We start from the raw sequence: 22,610 nt of genomic DNA, 5'->3' as shown, positions 1-22,610 counted from the left end.
TTAAAAATTGTCGCCTCTGGATTATTTGATGGATGACATTAGTTTTTGAATGAATAATTTTAAAATGAAAAGAGGATTTCTGATGGAAGACTATACGGATTACAACGCAAAAATCGTGGATGGTTGGGTTGAAGAAGGCTGGGAATGGGGCAAACCTGTTAGTCATGAGGAATATATTGCCGCTACAAAAGGTGACTTTAAGTTGGTTTTAACACCTAATGTTGCGATTCCAAATGACTGGTATCCGGATCCTATTAAAGGTAAGAAAATTCTGGGATTGGCTTCTGGCGGTGGGCAACAAATGCCTATTTTGACAGCCTTAGGTGGAGTCTGTACAGTCTTTGATTACTCACAAAAACAATTAGATGCTGAAAAAATGGTTGCTGAAAGAGAAGGCTACAATATTGATATTGTTCGTGGCGATATGACTAAGCCATTGCCATTTGCAGACAATAGTTTTGATATGATTATTCAACCAGTTGCTAACTGCTATATTGAAGATGTTCGACCCGTTTGGAATGAATCTTATCGAATTTTGAAACCGGGTGGCCGTTTGATTGCAGGTCTTGATAACGGTGTTAACTATATCTTTGATAAATCTGAAACAAAACTTTTTCACAGTTTGCCATATAATCCTTTGAAGGATTCTTCAGTTAATGCTGAATTTCCACCTGAAGAGGAAGGTGTACAGTTCTCACATACTTTGAATGAACAGCTTCGCGGACAGATTAAAGCTGGTTTTCAGATTGTTGATTTGTATGAGGATACTAATAGTGAAGGTAAGTTGCACGATTTTAATATCCCTACATTTTGGGCTAGTTATGTTGTTAAAAAATAAAGGTTTTGAAGTTATTCTGAATCCAGAGCTGAGAGTATTAACTTGCTATGCGTAATAGTAAAGGCCTAATGCCGTCCATAGTTGATTATTACTCACAGTTCTTCCGATTAGTTTGGTGGAATTTATTCAATAGTATTCTGGAGGCCATTTTTAGATTGAATGTTTAAATATTAGCCGTAAGGAAAAGGGAGTTGTTTCTCACTTATATAGGTTCTTTCTCAACTTTGGTTATGAAAAAAAGAGGCTGTTTCTCACTTGGAATTATTTCAAGTGGAAGACAGTCTCTTTTTTGACAAATTTCTAAATTAAATACGCATACGAATCCTTTTACAACCAAACTTGAGAAAGAACCATATACTCCGAAATCTGAAATCTTTCTTAAATTTATCAAACATGTACAAAAACGTTATTTTTTGACAAACGCCTGTCCATCAAAAAATAAACGTTAATATTCAAATAACGTACGTTAATATTTCACAATACTTATAATTAATATACAGGTTTATAGTATTACTTGTATTTACAGTGATTACTGATCAGGTATCCTAATACAAATATTCTATAAGGGGTAATTTTAATGAAATGTACAAACTCTTTTGAAGAACTTGATAAGAATCAATTACTTAAAGTTTATGGGGGAAATCGTATAGCAAATTGGATCATTGCGGATGCAATCGATGCATATTCCAATATGGTTCACTATCAACATATGAAGCCTTCACCAATCAATAACTAACCATAGAGTTACAAATGAAAGGATGTAATCATAATGAAAAAAATGAACTTTTCAGAAATAACAGACAATCAATTAAGAGGAGTAAAAGGATCAGGCATCGTATCTGCTGCTTATGAATATCTTTTTTCTAATTCAGGCGATATTTTAAAAAAAATGACAAAAAGACAATCGTATTATAATCATTTATACAAAGATTTTAGATAGTATCCCTACATAATTAAATCTATTAGAGAATGAAGTGTTAATTGTGATGAAATTAAAAAAAATGGAAATCAATTATAAATTTTATAAAACCATATCTTTTTGGGTAGGTATTCTGTTTGCTCCTGAAATAATTAAGGACATATTTTTTAAGCATATTTACTCAATTTCAAATTGGGGATCATTAATATTCATAATCCTTCTCATGATTGATGCCTTCATTCTAAAAGGACATGACTAACCGCAATCTTTATTCATGAGTAAAATAAGAAGAAAAGCCACGACAAATAAAATGGTTCTTTCTCAACTTTGGTTATGAGAAAAAGAGGCTGTTTCTCACTTGGAATTATTTCAAGTGAAAGACAGTCTCTTTTTGACAAATTTCTAAATTAAATACGCATACGAAATCCTTGTATAAACAAAGTTGAGAAAGAACCTTATATCAAGTGAGAAACAACTCCCTTTTTTTATATGTGCAGTGGCTCTAAAACGAGTTCCACTCTCTTCCACTTTCTATTCCTTTAAATCATCAACGTCTGTCAATGATGCTAAATTATCCTGTTTCGTAACGGCCGTTTTATCAATTGAAACTTTAAACCAATTAACAAATCCATGATCGAATTCTGCTACTACAAACTTAAAATTTCCCATCATTATTTCAGAATCTTTATGTAGGTCAGGGTACTTTTCAATCAAATAGCCACCAACGGTGATAATATCTGATTTTTGGAATTCCTTGACGTCGGTTCTGAAGTAACGTTCAAAGTCATATAACGTCGTTTTACCTGAGATATTATATGAACCATCGTCGTTTTTAACGATATACTCATCGGAAACGTCATCGATCTCATCTTTAACGGTACCGAATAATTCTTCGTAAATATCTTTATCCGTAACGATACCACTTGTCCCACCGTATTCATCGACGACTACAACGATAGGTGTTTGTTTCTTAATCATTTTATCCAAGATATCTTGGATGGGCATTGTTTCGGGAACGGTGTTGACTGATCTTAAAATCCGGCTAATACCAACGTCACCGTCAACTTGGTTTTGGCGAACGATATCGTAGGCATAGACGTAACCTAAAACTTTATCTTTATCATTATCAGCGACAACAGGGAATCTTGAGAAACCTTGTTGTAAGTAATCTTTGATAACATCTTTTACTTTGTCAGTGATATCAACTACGTAAAGACTTGTTCGATCGACCATGATATCTTTTGCAACTTTATCGTTTAATTCGAAGGCACGTTGCATGAAGATTACGTCGTCGGGTTCCATATCGCCACCTTTAATGGACGATTTGGAAAGTCTGAGGATTTCTGATTGAGAGAACACTTCGTTTTCAGAGTCAGCTGGTTTTATTCCTAAAAGACGAACGATTCCGGACGCTGAAACATTTAACAGCCAAACGAATGGATAAACTGCTAGATGGAAGAAGCGTAATGGTGTAACGACTAACATCAATGTAGTCATAGGCATGTCAATCGCAATATTCTTAGGAACAATTTCCGTTATAACAACTTCTAAGTAAGTTAGAAGAAGAACACCAATAATGGAACTTAAAGCGTGTAAACCGCTACTACCGCCGGCAGAAAGATGAACTACTCCGAAGACCTCTACTAAAAGATATTCGATAGTACTTTCACCGATCCAACCTAAAATGATACCAGCGATACTAGTACCAACTTGTGTTGTTGATAAGTACTCATTCAGGTTATTGACCATCATGAGGGCTCGTTTTAACTTCTTGGTATTACCAGTACCTTTTTGAATTGCATCTTCCAATTGACTGGACCTAGTTTGCACGAGGGCAAATTCAGCAGCCACAAAGAAGAAGGCAAAGATAAAGGTTATCAGGATGATGATAAAATTAGTTGTAATTACAGAACTAGACAATATATGATTTCCCCTTCTATTCTTGTAAGACGAATTATACACCAAAGAAAAACCGACTGCGTCGGCTAAGAGTAAATATTTTATTTTTACACCTTTAGTATATCCAATTTTATGGGTAAAATGTAGTTATGACGTTTTTAATTTGGTAACGTTACAATTTTGTAGTTGAACTTACCAATCATTATTTTTATAATGAAGAGAATGAAACAACCTTGGGGGAATCCTTTTGAGTAAAGTAAAAACAAATAATTTATTAACTCCTGCACAAGCTGCTAAGGACTTAGGAATCAGCGTTGCAACGCTACGTAAATATTCTTTGATAGTAGAAAGAACAACTGAGAACGGCCAATACTTTGAGCGTAATACTCAAAATAACCGTCTATATACTCAGAAAAATATCGAAGATTTCAAAGAAATGGTTAAGTTGAGTCACGGTCCAAAGATGACCCTTGAAACAGCTGCCGTTCAAATTTATCCGACAGCTGACGTTAAAGCTGATACTGATGCCAAGCAAAACGGGGAACTTTCGGAATTACAAACAACTGTTGCCAAGTTGGAATCTGAAAATAAGAAACGTGAATTGACTATCAAAGAACTTCAAGAAGAGCTTTCTGATGCAGAAAAAGCAAAAGAACAACTTCAAGCTGAATTGGATACTTTGAAACAACAAGCTACTGAAAAGGCTGAAAGTACTGACGTCAAAATTGATGAAAATATCAAAGAACGTGTAAATGAAAAAGTTAATGACGACAAAAAGGAACATTGGTGGAATAGATTCAAAGGCTAGTCAGCCAATTAATCCTATGATATCAACCTCTTATGTAATCGGGTCGTACCAAAATGTTAGTTTTGGTGCGGCTTTTTTATGTATAATTAGAACTTGTGATAGGACAAATTAGGAGGATTAATTTTGAAATTAGCAATGATTGGGCTCGGTAAGATGGGAATCAATTTGACCGAGAATTTGATTCGCAACGGTAATAAAGTGGTTGCTTTTGATTTGAGTGACGGCGCTAGAAATGATGCTTCAACACTGGGGGCGCAAGTTAAAGATAGCTTGCAAGAAGCAGTTGAGACTTTAAGTGCACCACGTATTGTTTGGGTAATGTTGCCAGCAGGCGATCCAACTAATCAAACAATTGATACCTTGAGTGAAATTCTTGATGAAAATGATATCGTTATTGACGGTGGAAATTCATTTTACAAAGATTCATTGCAACACAACAAAATTTTGACAGCCAAAAATATTAAGTTCTTCGATGTTGGTACATCAGGCGGTATGAGTGGTGCTAATCGTGATGGTAACTTCATGATTGGTGGCGACGATGAAAAAGCTTTTGAATATATTGAACCAATTTTCAAAGGAATCGCACAAACTGATGGTTACTTGTATACGGGAAAGGCCGGTAGTGGTCACTACTTGAAGATGGTCCATAACGGTATCGAATACGGAATGATGCAAGCTATTGCTGAAGGATTCGACGTTTTGGAACACAGCCAATTCTATTATGATAATGAGGCCGTAGCTAATGTTTGGGAACATGGTTCCGTTATCCGGGGATGGTTGATGGAATTGACTCAATCAGCATTTTCTAAGGATCCTAAATTGGATGAGATCAAGGGCGTTATGCATTCATCAGGTGAAGGTAAGTGGACATTGGATGAAGCCTTGAAACTTCAAGTTCCAACACCCGTTATTGCCGCTTCATTGATGATGCGTTACCGTTCACTGGAAGATGATACCTTTACCGGAAAAGTCGTTGCGGCTCTAAGAAATGAGTTCGGCGGACATGCGGTTGATAGTAAAAATTAAATTATAAAAAACTTGTCGGTTGGCAAGTTTTTTTATTTTATGGGAGAATGGAGAATGCGAAAAAGAAGCGAAGTATTTTTATGTTTATTCGTGGGTGCTTTTATTGGGAGTGACCTACGTTACTTGGAAAGCTTAGTTTTTAAAACAAGTCACGGATTTCCCTTGGGAACACTGATTGCTAATTTAAGTGGAGCACTGTTCTTGCCATTTTTAATTCACTATTTACAAGATCGTTTCAACTTATCTTCTAGAATGATTTTGACATTAAGTACGGGAATGCTGGGATCATATACAACTTTTTCCACTTTTACGTCTGACGCATATCGCTTGTATAGTAACGGTCAGTGGTGGTCGTTGTTAATTTATATGACTATAACGATGGTCGGGGGCTTTCTGGTAGCTGTTCTTGGAAATTATTGGGCAGCGTCGAGTGCGTTTAATGATTACGTGAAAGAAAAAGGGGCACGCAAATGATAAATTTTTTAATTGTTGGTTGTGGAGCCACGGTTGGAGCCTTCTTACGCAATGAGATGACGCTGATTCAATCCAAGATAAAAATTGATTTTCCCGTCATAACGCTATTAATAAATATTATGGGAGCGATTGCCTTGGGTATTTTTACTGCACAAATTCAGAATGGTGCGATATTATTATTGCTAGGAACTGGATTCTGTGGAGGATTTACCACGTATGGAACTTTCAATATGGAGCTAAGTCAATTATGGTTTCAACATCAAGGTTGGCGCTGCTTTTGGTACTTTACTTTAACGTACATATTTGGAATTTTGGGATTCATCGTTGGTATCCACATTTAGGAGAAATTAAAAATGCAAATGAGAGAATCAGTATGGAATGAAAGTTTTCGCCCAGGAATAATTTCTTCAACAAGATTGTATTTTCAAGATTTGTTCGTTGGCGCAAAAAGAATGAGTCGCAAGGATTTCTGGTGGGGCTTATTAGGAATGACCATTGTGGCTGGTGTCATAGTTAGCTTATTAGCATGGGCAATTACCAAAATGCCAGTAGATGACTTTTATTGGAGTTCGATAGTTGGCGTAGCTTTAGCAATTACTCAAGGTTACTATTGGATTTCGATTTTTACAGCTATGATCAGAAGGTTGCACGATCGTAAATTACGTGGTTGGTGGATATTATTAGGATTGGTACCATTTATTGGTGAAATCGCATTAATAGTATTGCTTTGTCTTCCACAGCATGATTTTGGAAATAGATGGCCAAAGCAAATATAGAGACTGGCACATAATATGGTTATTAATTCAATTTTGATAGGCCGTTTCCAGAGCTGAGAGTATTCAATTGCTGCGCGGAACTGCCCGAGCCAGAAAGCGGTCTCGAGCCTCGGTTGAAGCCTCGCAAAAACCGCGAGTCTTCAACACGTCCGGTGGTGTAATTGCTGAAGCAATAACGCCACTTTCGCTGCAAATGAATACTCTCAGCTCTTCCAACTAGTTTATTTTTTTATGGCAGGAGCAATAAAGACTTCTGATTATTTAAGGTAATTATCTCTAAGCCGTAACAACATTGACTATATTAATTTTTTGCCTTTCAATCTTCAGTTATAAAATCAAAGATTTGTGTTGGGTCCTTTTTCATTATGAACCACAAAAAAGAAGTCATTTTTTACTTTAGAAATTTTAAAGTAGAAAATGACTTTTATTCTCTTATCACTAATTATATAAAAAGCCATTATATAAAAGTTGAAATTTTGAATTTGTTAATATATCTAAAATGTTCATTGAATTATTTTCCATTGAGAAATAAATTAGTCGGAAGAGGTGAGGGTATTAACCAGCTGTGGGTGTGGCGTTACGGCTTCAGCCGTTACACCACCGGGCGAGTTTGGATACTTGCGGTTTGTGCAAGTATTCAAACCGAGGTCCGAGACCGCTTCCCAGGCTCGGGCCGGTCCGCATAGCAGGTTAATACCCTCACCTCTGGAGACGGCAAATTCAATATTATGCTATTGATCGAATTCATTTTAAGGTAAAATTATGCAATACTTTTAATGAGGTGATGGCGATGTGTGGACGTTATATGTTTCAACCTGATAAGAATCCTGAAATTAAACGTATTTATCAATTGGCTGTTGACGCTGGCTACAGTCCTAAAACGGGCGAGATATTTCCAACTGATGATACGGCATTAATTGTTGCTGGAGAACGACAAGTTAAGGTTATCGCTATGAAATGGGGCTTTCCAGGTTTTAAAACAGGACAATCAATTATCAATGCCCGTTCAGAAACGGTTCAACAGAAATCAATGTTTGCGGACTCATTTTTAAAACGCCGTTGTGTTTATCCAACAACGGGATTTTTTGAATGGAACAAGTCTAAACAAAAATATAAATTTAATTTTAGTAATGATCCGCAGACTTTATTCATTGCGGGTTGTTATAATTATTTTGATGATGTGCCGCAGAGTATTTTATTTACAACGCAGCCTAATGAGTCGATGATTGAAATTCATGACCGGATGCCCCTGATATTGGCGAAAAATCAAATTAATGCTTGGATATATAACGATGATTTTGCAAAGGATTTCTTAAACAGCGCAATGCCACGGTTGCTATCACAAGTGGAAGAATAGGTGTTTTATGAACGATAAAATTCAAAAATTTAATAATAGTAATGAATATTTTCAATGTCCTATCTGTGGAGAAAGATTAGTTCTTGTAGGAAGTAGTTTAACCTGTGAACAAAATCATACTTTTGATATTTCCAAAAAAGGGTTTGTTGACCTGGTTTTGAATAATAAACAACAAAAGAATTATGATTTAGCTTCGTTTGAGAATCGTCATCTTATTTTGGAGCATGGCATGTATGATCATATTGCTGAGAAGATGCTTGATTTGATTGCAAAGTTAGATTTAAAGAGTATTTTGGATGTCGGTTGTGGCGAGGGATATTATTCCAAAAAGATTGCTGAATCAGCAGATCGAACTGTCTTAGCATTCGATATTTCGAAGGATTCCATTCAATTGGCTGCCAAGGGTCCCAATACCTCCGTTGAATGGTTTATTGGCGATTTAGCCCACTTGCCGATTCAAAAGCAATCAATCGATGGAATAGTTGATATTTTTTCACCAGCTAATTATCAAGAATTTAATCGTATTTTACAACCAGATGGTTATGTTCTGAAAGTGATTCCTAATGAATTTCATGTTCAGGAATTACGTGAACAAGCGAAGAGTCAGTTACAACAAGAGAAGTATTCTAATAAAAAAGTTTTAGATTATTTTGAAGAGCATTATGACTTGATCGATCAAATTGATGCAACTAAGACGTATGATGTTTCAGAAGAAGAGCGAACCGCTTTTATTAATATGACACCGTTATTATTCAATGTTGATAATAGTTTGATTGATTGGAATATGGTTAAGCAAATTACTGTTGGATCAACGATATTGGTTGGAAAGACAAAAGCGTAACTCAGGAGGAAAAAAGAAGTCAATTTTCATTTGAAAATTGACTTCTTTTTTTGATGAACCATGACAGTGACTTGTTTTGCATTATAACCAAGACGAAAAAGAAGATGATTAGGGATTTATTGTTTTAGTTAGAAAAATTACGTTTTATCACGCGTTTATACTGCATATTTTGTTAAAGCTTTCTGGAAATCCCCTTGAACTAAAACTGCCAGTTCATTGACAAGTTCTTGAGGGTCTTCTTTCATATCATTTTCGACCCATTCAAAGATAAGTGAGATGAAAGCGAGGCTGTAGAAGTGAGCGATGAAATGTTTGTGTTTTGAATCAACGTTCATACCGACGGCCTGTTTTTCCACAATGTTGATAATGTATTTGTAGATAACTTCATAGATATACTTGTGCATAACGTCGCGATAAACAGAGAGGTAAACATTTTTTGCCAAACGATGGTTATCTTTGATCAGAACCATGACCTGATAAAATCCTTCCTGCCAATTGTCATAGTCAGCCTTGTTTTCTAAAACTTCTTTGGCAATTAGACTAGCAGAATATTCAACCAGATCGTAAATATCTGAAAAATGATTGTAGAAGGTTTGTCGGGTTAAATTACATTCTCCGACAACGTCTTTAATTGTGATTTTATCAATAGGCGTATGATGAAGAGCGGCGCAAAGAGAAGCACGTAAGACGTTTTTAGTATCAGATGACATTGAATTTAATCCCCCCAGATAGATCAGTGTCTTATATTATATATTTTTTTCATGAAAACGTCATTGCCAAAAATGTTTAAAGACAAAAACGAACACATGTTTTACAATGTAATTTAGTTGTTGAGTACATGACGCTAGTCGGTCGGGTCGAGAAATATTGGCTGGGCTCTGTAGACAAAACGCCAACTCTATAGTAAACGTAAGGAGAAAGCATATGACGACTAAGATTGGGATTCGCCAGTTGGTAGAGTTTGTTTTACGCAGTGGTGATTTGGTTGAAACGAAAAATAGTCAAAACACTGCTCTTAATGGCGCACGGATCCATCGCCGACTCCAAAAAGAACGTTCAAAAGATACGGATTATGAAAGTGAAGTCTATTTAAAAACTGACGTCACGATGAATGAAAATCAATATGTTATTTCTGGTCGAGCAGATGGGATAACATTAACCAAAGATAAAGCTTTGATCGAGGAAATTAAGACATCTGACCAGCCTTATGAAGAATTGAGTGACAATACGTTGGAATTATATTGGGGTCAGGTGAAGGTTTATGGCTACATCCTGTTACAAGAGCACCCTGAATTAAAGCATGTAACGTTACAGCTGACGTATTTTCAAGTTAGCAATGAAGTAGTGACCACTGATGAGAAAACGCTGGGACAGGCTGAATTAGAGAAGTTCTTTGAAGACTTAATTACTGAATACGAATATTGGATAACGTTACGTGCTAAATTACGCAAAAGTAGAAATGATTCTATTAAAAAGCTGCCTTTTCCATTTGATAAATTTCGAACCGGGCAGCATGAGATGGCTGCGGCCGTGTATAAATCGATTTTATTAGAGAAGCGGCTTTTTGTTGAGGCACCGACTGGAACGGGAAAGACTATTTCCACACTCTTTCCAGCAATTAAAGCGATGGGTGAGGAAAAAGTTCAACGTTTGTTTTATCTAACTGCCAAGCAGAGCACGCGTCATGTGGCTGAAGAGACAGTTAAATTGATGGCTAGCAAGGGTTTGAAATTGAAAAGTATTACTTTAACAGCCAAAGATAAAATTCGCTTTCCAGAAGAACAAGATATTCCGCCTGAAGAAAATCCCTACATGATTGGTTATTATGATCGACTTAAGCCAGCGTTGTCCGATTTATTGACAAATGAGGATGCAATTACACGGTCGGTCATTGAAAAGTACGCTAAAAAACACATGGTGGATCCATTTGAATTTTCACTTGATACCTCATTATTTTGTGACTTAATTATTTGTGATTACAATTATTTATTTGATCCATTAGTATATTTACAACGCTTCTTTGTGGAAAAAGATACAGATAATTTCTTTTTGATCGATGAGGTTCATAATTTGGTCAGCCGTTCACGGGACATGTATTCGGCCGAAATTACAGAGACATCGATTCCTAATTTGTTGAAAAAAGCTAAGACTATCGATACCAAGGCTAGTGAAGATTTTCAGAAACAACTAAAAAAGGTTCGCCGAGTTTTCACTCAAATGAAAAAAGTTCTAAGAGAGGACAATCAGGAAGAAAAAATCACTGCTGATGTTCCAGATAAATTGATTAATACCTTGAGTAAATTCAATGATTTTATGGGCGATTGGATGGCAGAACAAAAGCCGTCGGATTTTTTGGATGAGGCAAAAGATTATTTCTTCAACTCGCTGACATTTGTGAAGATTGGTGCGCTATTTGATGACAGCTATAAGACTAGAATTGTTTTAGATGGCAAGAGTCTGGTGGTGAAAGAATTATGTCTTGATCCAAGCCACTTCATTAATGAGTCGCTTAATTTAGGCATAGGGGCAGTGCTGTTTTCAGCCACCTTATCACCAATGGATTATTATCGTAGCGTTTTGGGCGGGATTGAGAATAGTTTAGCTTATCAACTGCCATCGCCATTTCCGGTGGAAAACCAAGAAATTTTAATAACGCAGTATATTCAAACCACATATCGTCAACGGGAATTTAGTCAAGATAGTATTGTGCGAAGTTTGAATGCCATGATCAGTAATAAAACAGGAAATTATTTGATTTTTTTCCCATCATACAGTTATTTAAAACAGGTCAAAAAAGCCTTTGAAATTGCCTACCCAGAAGTAGATATAATTACTCAGAAAGGTGAAATGGATAATCAAGCTCGACAAGATTTTTTGGACCAATTTACTGAAAACCCTCAATATACATTAGTTGCCTTTTGTGTGCTGGGTGGCATTTTCTCAGAAGGAATTGATCTACGCGGTGATAGGTTGATAGGAGTAGCAGTTGTCAGTGTTGGATTGCCTGGATTGAGTGCCGAGAATAATTTGATTCGTGATTATTATGACGAAGACAATGGTCATGGTTTTGAATATGCGTATCAGATGCCTGGTTTGAATAACGTTTTACAAGCGGCAGGTCGTTTGATTCGAAGTAGTCACGATGCAGGGATAATTTTATTATTGGATCAACGATTTGGCAGTTCCAGATATACCAAACTTTTTCCACAGCATTGGCGAAACTATCGACGAATCAATTCATTGCCACAATTAAATGACGCTGTGCATAACTTTTGGAAGGAAAGACAAGATGAAAACTAAGTTAACGAAGGAACTAGAAAGTACACTCTATCAATATTGTTTTGAACAAGGGTCGTATGTGGTTGAGGAAGTTTCCATGCCTGATAAAAAAGGTATCGTTGATACCTTGAGTTATCAACAGCTGGCCGATGATCAGATTGAATGGCGTTGTTATGAATTGAAGGTCACTAAATCAGATTTCCATTCGAAGGCAAAGTTGTCATTTATTGGAAACTACAATTATTTTGTTTTACCACAGAAATTATATGACGAAGTTGAAAATGAGATTCCCAGTCGTATCGGTGTTTTAATTTATCGTGCATTTGATAAAAAGGCCATAGAGGCCTCGCCACAAACATTGCGTGCCCCTGGATTCTTAACGGTCGCCAAAAAGGCTCAGTACCAAGAATTACAGGTTGATGAAAAACAATTGACCAGTCATTTTGTAGCGTCCTTATCTCGTGAAGTCGATAAGGCTAAACGTGTGGAAAAAGGTTTGCAACTGTATAATGATGATCAATTATTTAAGGAATTAAAGAAACGTGCCAAGGCAGGGTATGATGTGTATACTCCGGACAACAATATTTATGACCGTTTTGTTGAAGATTTACAAAGCGATGCTGTAACGGCGTTACAAGAAGAATTGGACGCACGTAATGCTGAATATCAGGAACTGAAATTACAATTGCAGCAGTTACAACAGCCTAATTTGGAGGATAGAATATGATTTATTTTCCATATTTGCGCGGTCGAATGTATGATTTATTGGCGTTGAAGGAGCTCTGTGAGCAAGAACAATTGAGTTCCAAAATTGTACCAATTATTGAGCCAGTCCGTGATTCCAAAGAATTGCAGCAGACCGTCCAGACTTTTATCGATCATCGACAGCCATTTAGTGTCATAGCTAATCCACAGGTAAGTGTTTATGGATTAAACGATACGAAACTTTATCCACTGCCAGCAGTTAATAACTTGGGATTCTACTATCCCAGTGCAATTTTGGCAGCTGATTTCAGTAGTGATTTTGTGGAAACAGTAAAAAATCAACAGTCATTGTTAATATCTAAAAATTATGAACTTTTGAAGGCTTATAAAGATACGGCAGTTTTACAAGCTGTGGACAAGGTGTTAATTCCTGATGTAGCACGAATGCATAAATTAGTGGATCATAAGGCGGCATTATTGACCGATCCATTGACGTTTGTTCGACACGTGGAAGATTATGCTGATTTGGAGGATGAATTTTTCCAACCGGCTGATTGGTATCATCAAGTGGGAAATTATGATGGTTTCGGTGATTACTCCATGGTGGGACATGTTTATTTTGATAAAGGGATGCCAGCACGTGCCATTGCGTTGCATTTGATCTATGTGACTAAGGACGGAACGTTACGTATTCATCATTTTGTTTCTGATAGTAATGAAAAAATGAGCGGACAGAAGGATAAATTCTTTGAAGCGTTACGTAAAATGATTAATTGGTGTAGTGAGAATATTCAAGGAATTAATGATACACCAGCCTTGAAGGAATTATTAAGCTATGGTCAGGGAGATAAGTTTCCCGGTTTGGGCATGGTCAAAAAACTATCATTAATGCATCATTTCGAATTGATGAATCGTTTGTTGAACTACCATCTTTAGAGGTGAGAGTATAGTTAAGTATGCCGTTTCCAGAGCTGAGAGTATTCAATTGCTGCGCGGAACGGCCCGAGCCAAAAAGCGGTCTCGGACCTCGGTTGAAGCCTCGCAAAACCCGCGAGTCTTCAACACGCCCGGTGGTGTAATTGCTGAAGCAATAACGCCACTTTCGCTGCAATTGAATACTCTCAGCTCTTCCAACTAGTTTGTTTTTTCATGGCAGGAATAATAGAACGAAAACTTCTGATTATTTAAATAAATTAACTCTAGGCTGGTAATAACAATGATTATATGAGTTTTTCACCTTTCAACCTTTAATTAATTAGTGATAATAAAAAGTTGCTTTTCATCTGGGCCATTCATTTCAGTCCCAAGTGAAAAACAACTTCTTTTTGTTGAGTATTTTTACCACCATAATTTAATTAATGCTTGCGTACCATCATCACCAAGCTTTTGCTCGTCAACTAATGTTTCATAAAGTTTCTTGGCTTGTTTTGTTGCTGGAAGATCAAGATGCATTTTTTCACTTTCATCGAGTGCAATGCGTAGATCTTTTAAGAAATGTTTGGAGTAGAATCCAGGTTTGAAATCATTATTCAAAATTCTAGGTCCGTAATTTTCCAAACTCCAGTTATCACCACCGCCACCTTCAACAGTTTCTAAGACGGCTGAGAGATCCAATCCTGCTGCTTTAGCGTACACAAACATTTCAGTTAGACCGGTCATGGTCCCAGCAATCATAATTTGATTGGCCATCTTCGCATGTTGTCCCGCTCCGTAAGAGCCGAAGTAGTGATTTGTTTTGCCGATAATATTAAAAATTGGTTGAAGCGTGTCGAAAGCTTTTTTGGAACCACCGACCATAATCGTTAATTTACCATCACGAGCGCCGACGTCTCCACCGGAAACTGGGGCATCGATACATTCGACGCCAATGGGTTCGACTTTTTCACCAATTTTTTTGGCCAAAGTGGGCGTACTTGTTGTCATATCAACAACAATTTTGCCAGCACTCAAACCAGCAATGATACCGTTTTCCTTGAAGTAAACATCTTCGACATCTTTTGGAAAGCCGACCATAGAAAAGATAATGTCCGCATCTTCCGCAACATCCTTAGGAGCAGCCAACCATTGAGCTCCTTCATTTATTAATGGTTCGGCTCGAGATTTTGTTCTCGTATAAATATCCACGTCATAATGGGCTTTAAGTAAATTATTAATAATACCGCTACCCATAACGCCTGTACCAATGAAACCAATTTTTTGCATGATATTTCCTCCATTAATTAAATTCACTGTCTCTAGATTTGAAGACGGCATCTTTATAATAACTAAAGATTGAAAGTTTGATGAGTTATGCCGTTTCCAGAGCTGAAAGTATTCATATGCTGCGCGGTACGATTCGAGCCAAAAAGCGGTCTCGAATCTCGGTTGAAGCCTTACCAAAAAACGGTAAGTCTCCAACACGCCCGGTGGTGTAATTGCTGAAGCAATAACGCCACTTTCGCGGCAAATGAATACTTTCAGCTCTTCCAACTAGTTTTTTAATAATACGAATGTCTAATTGTTATCTTTTGCTATTTAAATAAATTGATAAATAAATTTACTTTAGGACTATCAGAGCACTGTTTATATCACTTTTTCACCTTTCAACCTTCAGATAATAACTAAAGATTGAAAGTTTAGTGAGTTGTTCCGTTTCCGAAGCCGATAGTATACATCCAACCTTCAGACAATAATTATAGTCATAAAAAAACTTATCAACAATAATCTGCTTAATGTATTTTTTAAGGCGGCTTATTTGCTATAATTCAGGTGATGTGTAATCAAATTTAATAGATGCGGGAGGGTATTTCATGACATTTGTAAAAACCTATTATAAAAGTATTTTAGCAGCTTTATTTTATGGAATAACCTCGGCTTTAGGTATTCAGTTACTACTACAGCCGGCCAAGCTTTATACCAGTGGTGTCACTGGTGCTTCACAGTTGATTGTCAACTTGCTAAATGAATTTGCCCATTTAAGTACGCCTGTGTATTTGTGGTATGCGTTATTGAACTTACCATTGATATTATTGGCATGGTTCAAATTGGGGAGAAAGTTTACAATTTTATCAATTATCTCCGTCGTTTCAGCATCAATTTGTATTTTATTAGTGCCATTATATCCAATTACCAAAGATCCACTATTATCAGCTGTCTTTGGTGGGATTCTTGCAGGATCAGGAATTGGACTCTGTTTCCGTTATGGATTTTCAACCGGGGGGACCGATATTATTGCATTGATCGTGCAGAAAAATACTGGCCGTTCAGTTGGGCAAGTGAGTTTTGCCATTAATGCGGTCATTATCATAATTGCCGGCTTTGCATTCGGCTGGGAATTAGCATTGTATACAATTATTTCAATCTACATTACTAATGTGGTTATTGATAAAATGTATATTCAGCAACAAAAAATTACCGTTACGATTTATTCACATAAAATCGATGAAATTTCAAAGGAATTATTAAAGTCGTTAAATCGTGGATTAACGTTGGATTACCATCTACAAGGTGCTTATTCAGGCGAAGAAATCGGTTCAATTACAACCGTTTTAACAAAGTATCAATTATTCTTTGCTAAAAAGATCATTATGAATGTGGATCCAGAGGCATTTATTAATATTCAACCAACAATGTCTATTTCTGGAAAATTCAATGATAATTAATTTCTAAAAGTTTGATACATTATTCAGTTCCTCCAACTAGTTTTTTAATAATAAGAATGTCCAATTGTGCTCTTTTGCTGTTTAAATTAATTGAATTTAGAACTGTCACAGCAACGTTTATATCACTTTTTCACCTTTCAATCTTCAGCTAATAAAAATGAGTTGTATCACACCTAATTATTTGGTTCTTTAAGTGATACAACTCATTTTTTATTTGATTTACCTATGATTTAAAAACTGAATTCATCAGAAATCAATCTGTCTAATAATACATACAAATTAGCCCTGGAGATGGCATACAAAAGTCAAATTAGACCATAAAAATCACTCTTTATTGGGTCGGGTAATGACCCAAAAGATAATATACTGGATAGTATGAAGTGACAAGGAGATTTTGAATATGAAAACAATTATTTATACTCATCCTTACGCGGGTAGTTTTAATCACGAACTTTTAAATAGATTGTCGAATTCTTTTTGTAAAAATGATGAAGAGTTTGAAATAATCGATCCATATGCGGACAACTTTAATCCGATTTTAACTGAAGCACAGTTGAAACTTCACGGTCAGGGTAAGACAGATGATGAACTGGTCAAAAGATATCAGCGTCGAATCGCTGCGTCGGATGAATTGATTTTTATTTTTCCAATTTGGTGGCAAGGAATGCCGGCAATGTTGAAAGGATTTTTCGATAAAGTGATGTTAAATGGTTTTGCTTATAATGAAGACAACGGTTGGAAAGGACTACTGACGTATATTAGAAAAGTCACCGTTATAACGACGTCGACCGTAACTAAGGCATACTTGGAAAAAGACTGCGGGAATCCGATTCAAGAGATTTTTATTAATCGAACCTTGGCGGATGTAGGTATTGATCCCCAAAGTGTCAAATGGATTCATTTTGGCCAAGTAAATACAACGACTGATGAGAAACGTGAAAAATTTTTAAATGAATTACCGAGGCTCTATGAAAAGTAGATGCAAATTTAACTAACATAACGCTTTACCTTGAAAAAGATAACGGGTGAAAGTTTAGTTAAGTATGCCGTTTCCAGAGCTGAGGGTATTCATTTGCTGCGCGGAACGGCCCGAGCCAGAAAGCGGTCTCGAACCTCGGTTGAAGCCTCGCAAAAACCCGCGAGTCTTCAACACGCCCGGTGGTGTAAGGACTAAAGTCCTAACGCCACTTTCGCTACGAATGAATACTCTCAGCTCTTCCAACTAATTTATTCTTTTAATGGCAGGAACAATAAAAAATCAGAGGTCTTCACTTTAGTTAAAAAATATATAACGCCCATCAAATTTGCTATTGTTTGGTGGGCGTTATAATATTTTCCTAGATATAAAAGAATTTAGAGTTAGAATACATATTATGAGTATAAAATGAGGACGTTTTATTAATGCATAAAAAAAGTAATATAATTGGGGCTTTACAGATATTATTCATGATATTGTCAGCTTTTGCTGTTGGAATTATTTTAAATTACGCACAAACTAATGACTGGATTTTCACCACACAAATTGTTTTTGGAACGAATATTAACACTTATTTACTTACGGTTTTAATTCTATTTGTAATTTATTTGGGGTTGTATGGAATATTTAATCGCTTCTTTTACGCTTCAGCATTTTATTTCATTTTCTTTTTGATTTATGCCGTAGCTGACCGCTTAAAAGTCAATTATCGTTCAGAACCAATTTTGCCAAGTGATCTTCTATTATTGAAGAATACTAAAAGTTTGATGTCGATGGTAACGACAAAATTAATTGTAGCTGTGATTGCTATTTTAATCGTCGCGGTAGTGGCATCTATCACATTAGAACACTTTTATGGAAAGAATACGTTACGTTTTAGACCAGTTACTAGACTGATTTTTATTGCTCTTACAGCGTTTAGCATCGGAATCTTTTATACAGCAAGCGACACTAATTCGACTACCTATAAACTATTAGCTGCTTCGGGTTATACCAACTCGGATTCCAATATTAATCGCTCTGCCAATAGTAATGGTCCTATGTTGACATTTTTAGGCAATATGTATGTTGATATTATGGACAAACCAAGTGGTTACAGCAAAAAGGCCATGGATGATATTGTTAAAGAATATCAACGGGAAGCAACTGATATTAATAAAAGCCGTGATAACTCTGATTTGAGCAAACAAACGTTGATTTTTGTTCTCAGCGAAAGTTATTCGGATCCAACGCGAGTACCGAATATTAAAATGAACCAAGATCCAATGCCAAATATTAGAAATATTAAGAATAATACTACGTCAGGTTTAATGATGAGTTCTGGTTATGGCGGTGGGACTGCAAATATGGAATATATGACACTGACTGGGTTAGCAATGAACCAGTTCTCTGATACTTTGCAATCGCCTTATACACAGGTTGTTAATAAGCAGGAGGACCCTATTAACATTGCTAATAGCTTTAAGACTTCTGCTGCCATTCATCCATATCACGGTAATTTTTATAATCGTAATTCTGTTTATCGCAGTTTTGGTATTCAATCATTTAGAAATATCGATACAACTGGAAGTTTAGCTTTAAAATATACGAATACGTTGCCTGGTATGGAGTATATTAGCGATGAGTCTGCCTATAACGACGCTCTATGGCAGATAAATCAGACTAGTGGTGGTCAGTTTATCAATTTAGTTACGATGCAAAATCATATGCCATATATGAATGAATATTCTAAGAATCAATTTGAGAATACCGGTTCAGGTGTTTTGAATAAAACCCGTGACCAAGTTAACAATTATGCTAAAGGTATGAGTATTACTGATACGGAAACCAAAGATTTCTTGAGTAAATTGGATGCGATTGAAAAACCCATTACAATTGTTTGGTATGGCGATCATTTGCCAGGTATTTATGATAATGACGATATGTACAAATATAATATTCCAGAACATGAAACAGATTACTTCATATACAGTAACAAGTATGCACGAGATCATAATTATGGAACGACCAAGTTAACTGATTCCACGCAAGTTACAGATCCTAATGGTTTTATTCCATTAGCATTGAAGCAAATGAATCAAAAAGTAACACCATATTATGCTTTATTGACAAAGGTCCAAGAAGAAATCCCCGCTATGTCTAAGAATATTGCTGAAAGTAGTAATTCATTGTATGTCAACAAGGATAGCAAGGAAGTTACAACCAAAGATATGACGGCTAAGCAGAAGAAATTGATTCATGATTATGAATTGGTTCAATACGATTTAACGGCTGGGAAGAATTATTCTAAGAACACCATAAATAAGTAACTGGCTTTTTAGCTTCAGACTTATATAATTTTTAAAATTGAAAGTCTCAGCCCTTCCAACTAGTTTTTGTGGCAGTAACAATAAAACGAAGGGCTTCTGATTTGTTTAAATAATTTGCCCCTAGGGTCTTGATAGTAACGGCTATATAAAGTTAGGAAAAAATTAATAATGTGAATTTCATTTATAGAAATTCACATTTTTTTATTACATAATATCTGAATATTAATAAAAATGAGTTAGTATATAAGTTATTAACTAAAGATTGAAAGTTTAGTTAAATATGCTGTTTCCAGAGCTGAGAGTATTCAATTGCTGCGCGGAACGGCCTGAGCCAGAGAGCGGTCTCGGACCTCGGTTGAAGCCTCGCAAAACCCGCGAGTCTCCAACGCGTCCGGTGGTGTAAGGACTAAAGTCCTAACGCCACTTTCGCTGCAAATGAATACTCTCAGCTCTTCCAACTAGTTTGTTTTTTTAATTGAAGGAATAATAAAATGAAAACTCCGGATTGTTTAAATAAATTAACTCTAGGTATTTAACAACAACGGTTATATCAATTTTTCGTCTTTTAAGCTTTAGTTATTAACTAAAGCTTGAAAATATAAGGAAACCTGACGTCTCCAGGTTTTCCGGCTATTACTATGTGTGAACTATCAAATAAGGGTGTTTCTATTATGAATAAAAAGAAATTTAATATTTTATATTGTTTGCAAATAGTTTTTATAATTTTATCTGCGTTCATTGTCGGATATTTGCTGAACTATTCTCAAACGGGGTTACTTCAAACCACTAATAGTATTCTGTTCAAAACTAATGTCGTACCATATCTAATTACGACGTTAATTTTGACATTGCTGTATTTAGGAGCTTACGGTTTATTCAACCGGTTCTTTTATGCAACTGCCGTATTTTACGTATTTTTTGCAATTTATATCGTGGCTAATAAGTTAAAGGTTATCTATCGTTCGGAACCCGTTTTGCCAAGTGATTTAAGCTTTCTATCTAATGCTAAAGAAATGCTTACGATGATTAGTGGAAAAATTGTTCTGATTGTTGTGATCGTTATTTTGTTGGTTGTTATCTCATGTATTATTTTGGAGAAAATGTATTCGAAGAAGTTATGGCGTTTTAATATCGTTACACGCATTATTTTGATCGCTTTGGCGGTCTCTAGTATCGGTGCCTTTTATAACGTTAATAAGGAAGGCTCGACCATTAACAAATTAATGACAAAGGCCGGCTATTCTAATTTCACACCGAATATTAGTATGACTGCTACTACAAATGGTCCGTTACTGACGTTTTTAGGAAACATGCATGTCGATATTATGGATCAGCCAAGTGGCTACAATAAAACTAAGATGGCTAATCTGGTAACAAAGTATCGTAATGTTGCCGACAATATTAATGAAAAGCGGCCTAATAATAATTTGAGTGATCAGACGTTGATTTTCGTCTTGAGTGAGAGTTTTGCTGACCCTAGTCGAGTTCCTAATATTAAAATTAATCAAGAAGTTGCCCCCAAAATTATGAATATCAAAAAGGAAAACACATCTGGATTGATGCTCAGTTCTGGCTATGGTGGTGGAACTGCCAATATGGAATATATGACGTTCACTGGTTTAGCTTATAATCAATTCTCAAAGTCACTACAGTCACCATACACGCAATTGGTTACGAAGCAGGACCATCCAGTCAATATCGTCAATAGTTTCCAGAAATCGGCTGCGATTCATCCGTTTCATGGCAATTTTTATGATCGACAGACAGTATATCCAAAACTTGGCTTTCAAAGTTTCCGAAATATTGATTCGACTGGAAAGCTGGCATTAAAGTATACCGATACAATCGGCAATAATCCTTATGTTAGCGATGAATCCTCTTACAAAAATACTTTGTGGCAAATTAATCAAAATAAAGGTGGCCAATTTATTAGTTTAGTTACAATGCAAAATCACATGCCTTATAACGTTATGTATGACAATAATCAATTTAACGTTACTAATGGGAAAGCAGCGGAGATTCCACAACAGGTTTCAAATTACGCTAAAAGTATTAATTTCACTGATAATTCAACCCAAGATTTTTTGGACAAGTTAGATACGATCCAGAAACCAATCACAGTTGTTTGGTATGGCGACCATTTACCAGGTTTGTATGCCAAGAACTCTATGCAGAAATATAACGTCGTTCAGCATGAAACAGACTACTTTATTTATAGTAATAAATACGCAATCGAACATGGCTACGGAACTAGAAAGTTGACCGATTCAACTGAAGTTACTGATCCAAATGGTTTCATTCCGTTGGCTTTGAAACAGATGCAACAGCAAGTGACACCGTATTATGCATTGTTAACCAAGGTACAAGAAGAGATACCAGCAATGGCAAAGAATAGTGTTGGAAAGAATGAAAACCTGTATGTTGATTCAAATGGCAAACAAATCTCAACGAAGAATTTAACATCATCACAGAGAAAATTACTTCACGACTACAAGTTAGTTCAATATGATTTAACAGTCGGTAAGGGCTATAGCAAGTCAACAATTAATAAATAATTGAAATTTTTTGAAGTATGCCGTTTCCAGAGCTGAGAGTATTCAATTGCTGCGCGGAACGGCTCGAGCCTCGGTTGAAGCCTCGCAAAACCCGCGAGTCTTCAACGCTGATCTGAACCCCGAAGTTTGGACACTTTTTTATGCAGCTTTTAATTCTGTTGATTCTCGATATTGAACAGGCGACATTCCACCTAAATCTGTTTTGAT

At 36.0% G+C, this 22,610-nt stretch carries 20 protein-coding genes; 17 read left to right on the top strand and 3 right to left on the bottom strand.

What is annotated here, in order from left to right; translation table 11 throughout:
* Positions 1-82 precede the first annotated feature (82 nt).
* From FFM71_RS05875 to FFM71_RS13380, 3 genes are all read left to right on the top strand, one after another.
* Positions 83-838, top strand: a complete 756-nt coding sequence (locus tag FFM71_RS05875; RefSeq protein ID WP_137611242.1) for a class I SAM-dependent methyltransferase — start codon at positions 83-85, stop codon at positions 836-838.
* A 577-nt stretch (positions 839-1,415) separates the two neighbouring features.
* Positions 1,416-1,574 carry a hypothetical protein gene (locus FFM71_RS13385; RefSeq protein WP_171000483.1) on the top strand — a complete coding sequence of 53 codons (159 nt, stop codon included), beginning with the start codon at positions 1,416-1,418 and terminating at the stop codon, positions 1,572-1,574.
* Positions 1,575-1,607: 33 nt separating this feature from the next.
* Positions 1,608-1,778 carry a hypothetical protein gene (locus FFM71_RS13380; RefSeq protein ID WP_171000482.1) on the top strand — a complete coding sequence of 57 codons (171 nt, stop codon included), beginning with the start codon at positions 1,608-1,610 and terminating at the stop codon, positions 1,776-1,778.
* Positions 1,779-2,288: 510 nt separating this feature from the next.
* Here FFM71_RS13380 and FFM71_RS05870 read toward each other — a convergent pair.
* The gene (locus FFM71_RS05870) at positions 2,289-3,677 is read right to left on the bottom strand and encodes a hemolysin family protein (protein ID WP_137611241.1); all 1,389 of its coding nucleotides are present in this window, start codon (positions 3,675-3,677) and stop codon (positions 2,289-2,291) included.
* A gap of 226 nt (positions 3,678-3,903) precedes the next feature.
* Between FFM71_RS05870 and FFM71_RS05865 the strand changes: the two genes are divergently transcribed.
* The 7 genes from FFM71_RS05865 (at position 3,904) to FFM71_RS05835 (ending at position 8,938) form a co-directional block, all read left to right on the top strand.
* Positions 3,904-4,464 (top strand): MerR family transcriptional regulator, encoded by a 561-nt coding sequence (locus tag FFM71_RS05865; protein ID WP_137611240.1) that lies wholly within the window; start codon positions 3,904-3,906, stop codon positions 4,462-4,464.
* Between the two features lie 123 nt (positions 4,465-4,587).
* Complete coding sequence (gene gnd, locus FFM71_RS05860) at positions 4,588-5,490, top strand: phosphogluconate dehydrogenase (NAD(+)-dependent, decarboxylating) (RefSeq protein WP_137611239.1); 903 nt, start codon at positions 4,588-4,590, stop codon at positions 5,488-5,490.
* Positions 5,491-5,544: 54 nt separating this feature from the next.
* Entirely contained in the window at positions 5,545-5,964 is a 420-nt protein-coding gene (locus FFM71_RS05855; RefSeq protein WP_137611238.1) for a fluoride efflux transporter FluC, read from the top strand.
* A complete protein-coding gene (locus tag FFM71_RS05850; protein WP_223876483.1) occupies positions 5,961-6,305 on the top strand; it encodes a fluoride efflux transporter FluC in 345 nt (114 codons plus the stop codon). Before FFM71_RS05855 ends, FFM71_RS05850 begins: the two co-directional genes overlap by 4 nt.
* Positions 6,306-6,317: 12 nt before the next feature.
* Positions 6,318-6,740: a DUF805 domain-containing protein gene (locus FFM71_RS05845; RefSeq protein WP_137611237.1), complete on the top strand. Its 423-nt coding sequence runs from the start codon at positions 6,318-6,320 to the stop codon at positions 6,738-6,740.
* A gap of 790 nt (positions 6,741-7,530) precedes the next feature.
* A complete protein-coding gene (locus FFM71_RS05840) occupies positions 7,531-8,097 on the top strand; it encodes an SOS response-associated peptidase family protein (protein ID WP_137611236.1) in 567 nt (188 codons plus the stop codon).
* A gap of 7 nt (positions 8,098-8,104) precedes the next feature.
* Positions 8,105-8,938: a methyltransferase domain-containing protein gene (locus tag FFM71_RS05835; RefSeq protein WP_137611235.1), complete on the top strand. Its 834-nt coding sequence runs from the start codon at positions 8,105-8,107 to the stop codon at positions 8,936-8,938.
* 155 nt (positions 8,939-9,093) lie between these two features.
* Here FFM71_RS05835 and FFM71_RS05830 read toward each other — a convergent pair whose 3' ends face one another.
* Positions 9,094-9,648: a TetR/AcrR family transcriptional regulator gene (locus tag FFM71_RS05830; protein ID WP_137611234.1), complete on the bottom strand. Its 555-nt coding sequence runs from the start codon at positions 9,646-9,648 to the stop codon at positions 9,094-9,096.
* A gap of 214 nt (positions 9,649-9,862) precedes the next feature.
* On the opposite strand from FFM71_RS05830, the gene FFM71_RS05825 reads away from it, so the two are divergent.
* The 3 genes from FFM71_RS05825 to FFM71_RS05815 are packed head-to-tail and all read left to right on the top strand — an operon-like array spanning position 9,863 to position 13,858.
* Positions 9,863-12,238 carry an ATP-dependent DNA helicase gene (locus FFM71_RS05825; protein WP_137611233.1) on the top strand — a complete coding sequence of 792 codons (2,376 nt, stop codon included), beginning with the start codon at positions 9,863-9,865 and terminating at the stop codon, positions 12,236-12,238.
* Positions 12,228-12,944 carry a hypothetical protein gene (locus FFM71_RS05820; protein WP_137611232.1) on the top strand — a complete coding sequence of 239 codons (717 nt, stop codon included), beginning with the start codon at positions 12,228-12,230 and terminating at the stop codon, positions 12,942-12,944. The genes FFM71_RS05825 and FFM71_RS05820 overlap by 11 nt, the downstream gene beginning before the upstream one ends.
* On the top strand, positions 12,941-13,858 hold the full coding sequence (locus FFM71_RS05815; RefSeq protein ID WP_137611231.1) for a sce7725 family protein: 918 nt from the start codon (positions 12,941-12,943) through the stop codon (positions 13,856-13,858). The genes FFM71_RS05820 and FFM71_RS05815 overlap by 4 nt, the downstream gene beginning before the upstream one ends.
* A 402-nt stretch (positions 13,859-14,260) precedes the next feature.
* On the opposite strand, the gene FFM71_RS05810 is transcribed toward FFM71_RS05815, so the two are convergent.
* Positions 14,261-15,124 (bottom strand): NAD(P)-dependent oxidoreductase, encoded by an 864-nt coding sequence (locus FFM71_RS05810; RefSeq protein ID WP_137611230.1) that lies wholly within the window; start codon positions 15,122-15,124, stop codon positions 14,261-14,263.
* Positions 15,125-15,711: 587 nt separating this feature from the next.
* Here FFM71_RS05810 and FFM71_RS05805 point away from each other — a divergent pair.
* The 4 genes from FFM71_RS05805 (at position 15,712) to FFM71_RS05790 (ending at position 22,403) form a co-directional block, all read left to right on the top strand.
* A complete protein-coding gene (locus tag FFM71_RS05805; RefSeq protein WP_137611229.1) occupies positions 15,712-16,563 on the top strand; it encodes a YitT family protein in 852 nt (283 codons plus the stop codon).
* Between the two features lie 400 nt (positions 16,564-16,963).
* Entirely contained in the window at positions 16,964-17,542 is a 579-nt protein-coding gene (locus FFM71_RS05800; protein WP_137611228.1) for an NAD(P)H-dependent oxidoreductase, read from the top strand.
* Between the two features lie 422 nt (positions 17,543-17,964).
* On the top strand, positions 17,965-19,848 hold the full coding sequence (locus tag FFM71_RS05795) for an LTA synthase family protein (protein ID WP_137611227.1): 1,884 nt from the start codon (positions 17,965-17,967) through the stop codon (positions 19,846-19,848).
* A 671-nt stretch (positions 19,849-20,519) separates the two neighbouring features.
* Positions 20,520-22,403, top strand: a complete 1,884-nt coding sequence (locus FFM71_RS05790; RefSeq protein ID WP_171000481.1) for an LTA synthase family protein — start codon at positions 20,520-20,522, stop codon at positions 22,401-22,403.
* Positions 22,404-22,610: the final 207 nt, after the last annotated feature.

It is taken from the genome of Companilactobacillus huachuanensis (assembly GCF_005404815.1).
Classification (GTDB): domain Bacteria; phylum Bacillota; class Bacilli; order Lactobacillales; family Lactobacillaceae; genus Companilactobacillus; species Companilactobacillus huachuanensis.
The sequence above is the reverse complement of the archived record's forward strand: the minus strand, read 5'-3'. Positions and strand labels throughout refer to the sequence as shown.

What these genes read in the sequence shown, in the direction of transcription:
- FFM71_RS05810 (WP_137611230.1), bottom strand. Translation starts at nt 15,124, where the DNA reads ATGCAAAAAATTGGTTTCATTGGTACAGGCGTTATGGGTAGCGGTATT.
- FFM71_RS05790 (WP_171000481.1), top strand. Translation starts at nt 20,520, where the DNA reads ATGAATAAAAAGAAATTTAATATTTTATATTGTTTGCAAATAGTTTTT.
- FFM71_RS05840 (WP_137611236.1), top strand. Translation starts at nt 7,531, where the DNA reads ATGTGTGGACGTTATATGTTTCAACCTGATAAGAATCCTGAAATTAAA.
- FFM71_RS05805 (WP_137611229.1), top strand. Translation starts at nt 15,712, where the DNA reads ATGACATTTGTAAAAACCTATTATAAAAGTATTTTAGCAGCTTTATTT.
- FFM71_RS05855 (WP_137611238.1), top strand. Translation starts at nt 5,545, where the DNA reads ATGCGAAAAAGAAGCGAAGTATTTTTATGTTTATTCGTGGGTGCTTTT.
- FFM71_RS13385 (WP_171000483.1), top strand. Translation starts at nt 1,416, where the DNA reads ATGAAATGTACAAACTCTTTTGAAGAACTTGATAAGAATCAATTACTT.
- FFM71_RS05875 (WP_137611242.1), top strand. Translation starts at nt 83, where the DNA reads ATGGAAGACTATACGGATTACAACGCAAAAATCGTGGATGGTTGGGTT.
- FFM71_RS05845 (WP_137611237.1), top strand. Translation starts at nt 6,318, where the DNA reads ATGCAAATGAGAGAATCAGTATGGAATGAAAGTTTTCGCCCAGGAATA.
- FFM71_RS05835 (WP_137611235.1), top strand. Translation starts at nt 8,105, where the DNA reads ATGAACGATAAAATTCAAAAATTTAATAATAGTAATGAATATTTTCAA.
- FFM71_RS13380 (WP_171000482.1), top strand. Translation starts at nt 1,608, where the DNA reads ATGAAAAAAATGAACTTTTCAGAAATAACAGACAATCAATTAAGAGGA.
- FFM71_RS05815 (WP_137611231.1), top strand. Translation starts at nt 12,941, where the DNA reads ATGATTTATTTTCCATATTTGCGCGGTCGAATGTATGATTTATTGGCG.
- FFM71_RS05820 (WP_137611232.1), top strand. Translation starts at nt 12,228, where the DNA reads ATGAAAACTAAGTTAACGAAGGAACTAGAAAGTACACTCTATCAATAT.
- FFM71_RS05850 (WP_223876483.1), top strand. Translation starts at nt 5,961, where the DNA reads ATGATAAATTTTTTAATTGTTGGTTGTGGAGCCACGGTTGGAGCCTTC.
- FFM71_RS05800 (WP_137611228.1), top strand. Translation starts at nt 16,964, where the DNA reads ATGAAAACAATTATTTATACTCATCCTTACGCGGGTAGTTTTAATCAC.
- FFM71_RS05825 (WP_137611233.1), top strand. Translation starts at nt 9,863, where the DNA reads ATGACGACTAAGATTGGGATTCGCCAGTTGGTAGAGTTTGTTTTACGC.
- FFM71_RS05830 (WP_137611234.1), bottom strand. Translation starts at nt 9,648, where the DNA reads ATGTCATCTGATACTAAAAACGTCTTACGTGCTTCTCTTTGCGCCGCT.
- FFM71_RS05795 (WP_137611227.1), top strand. Translation starts at nt 17,965, where the DNA reads ATGCATAAAAAAAGTAATATAATTGGGGCTTTACAGATATTATTCATG.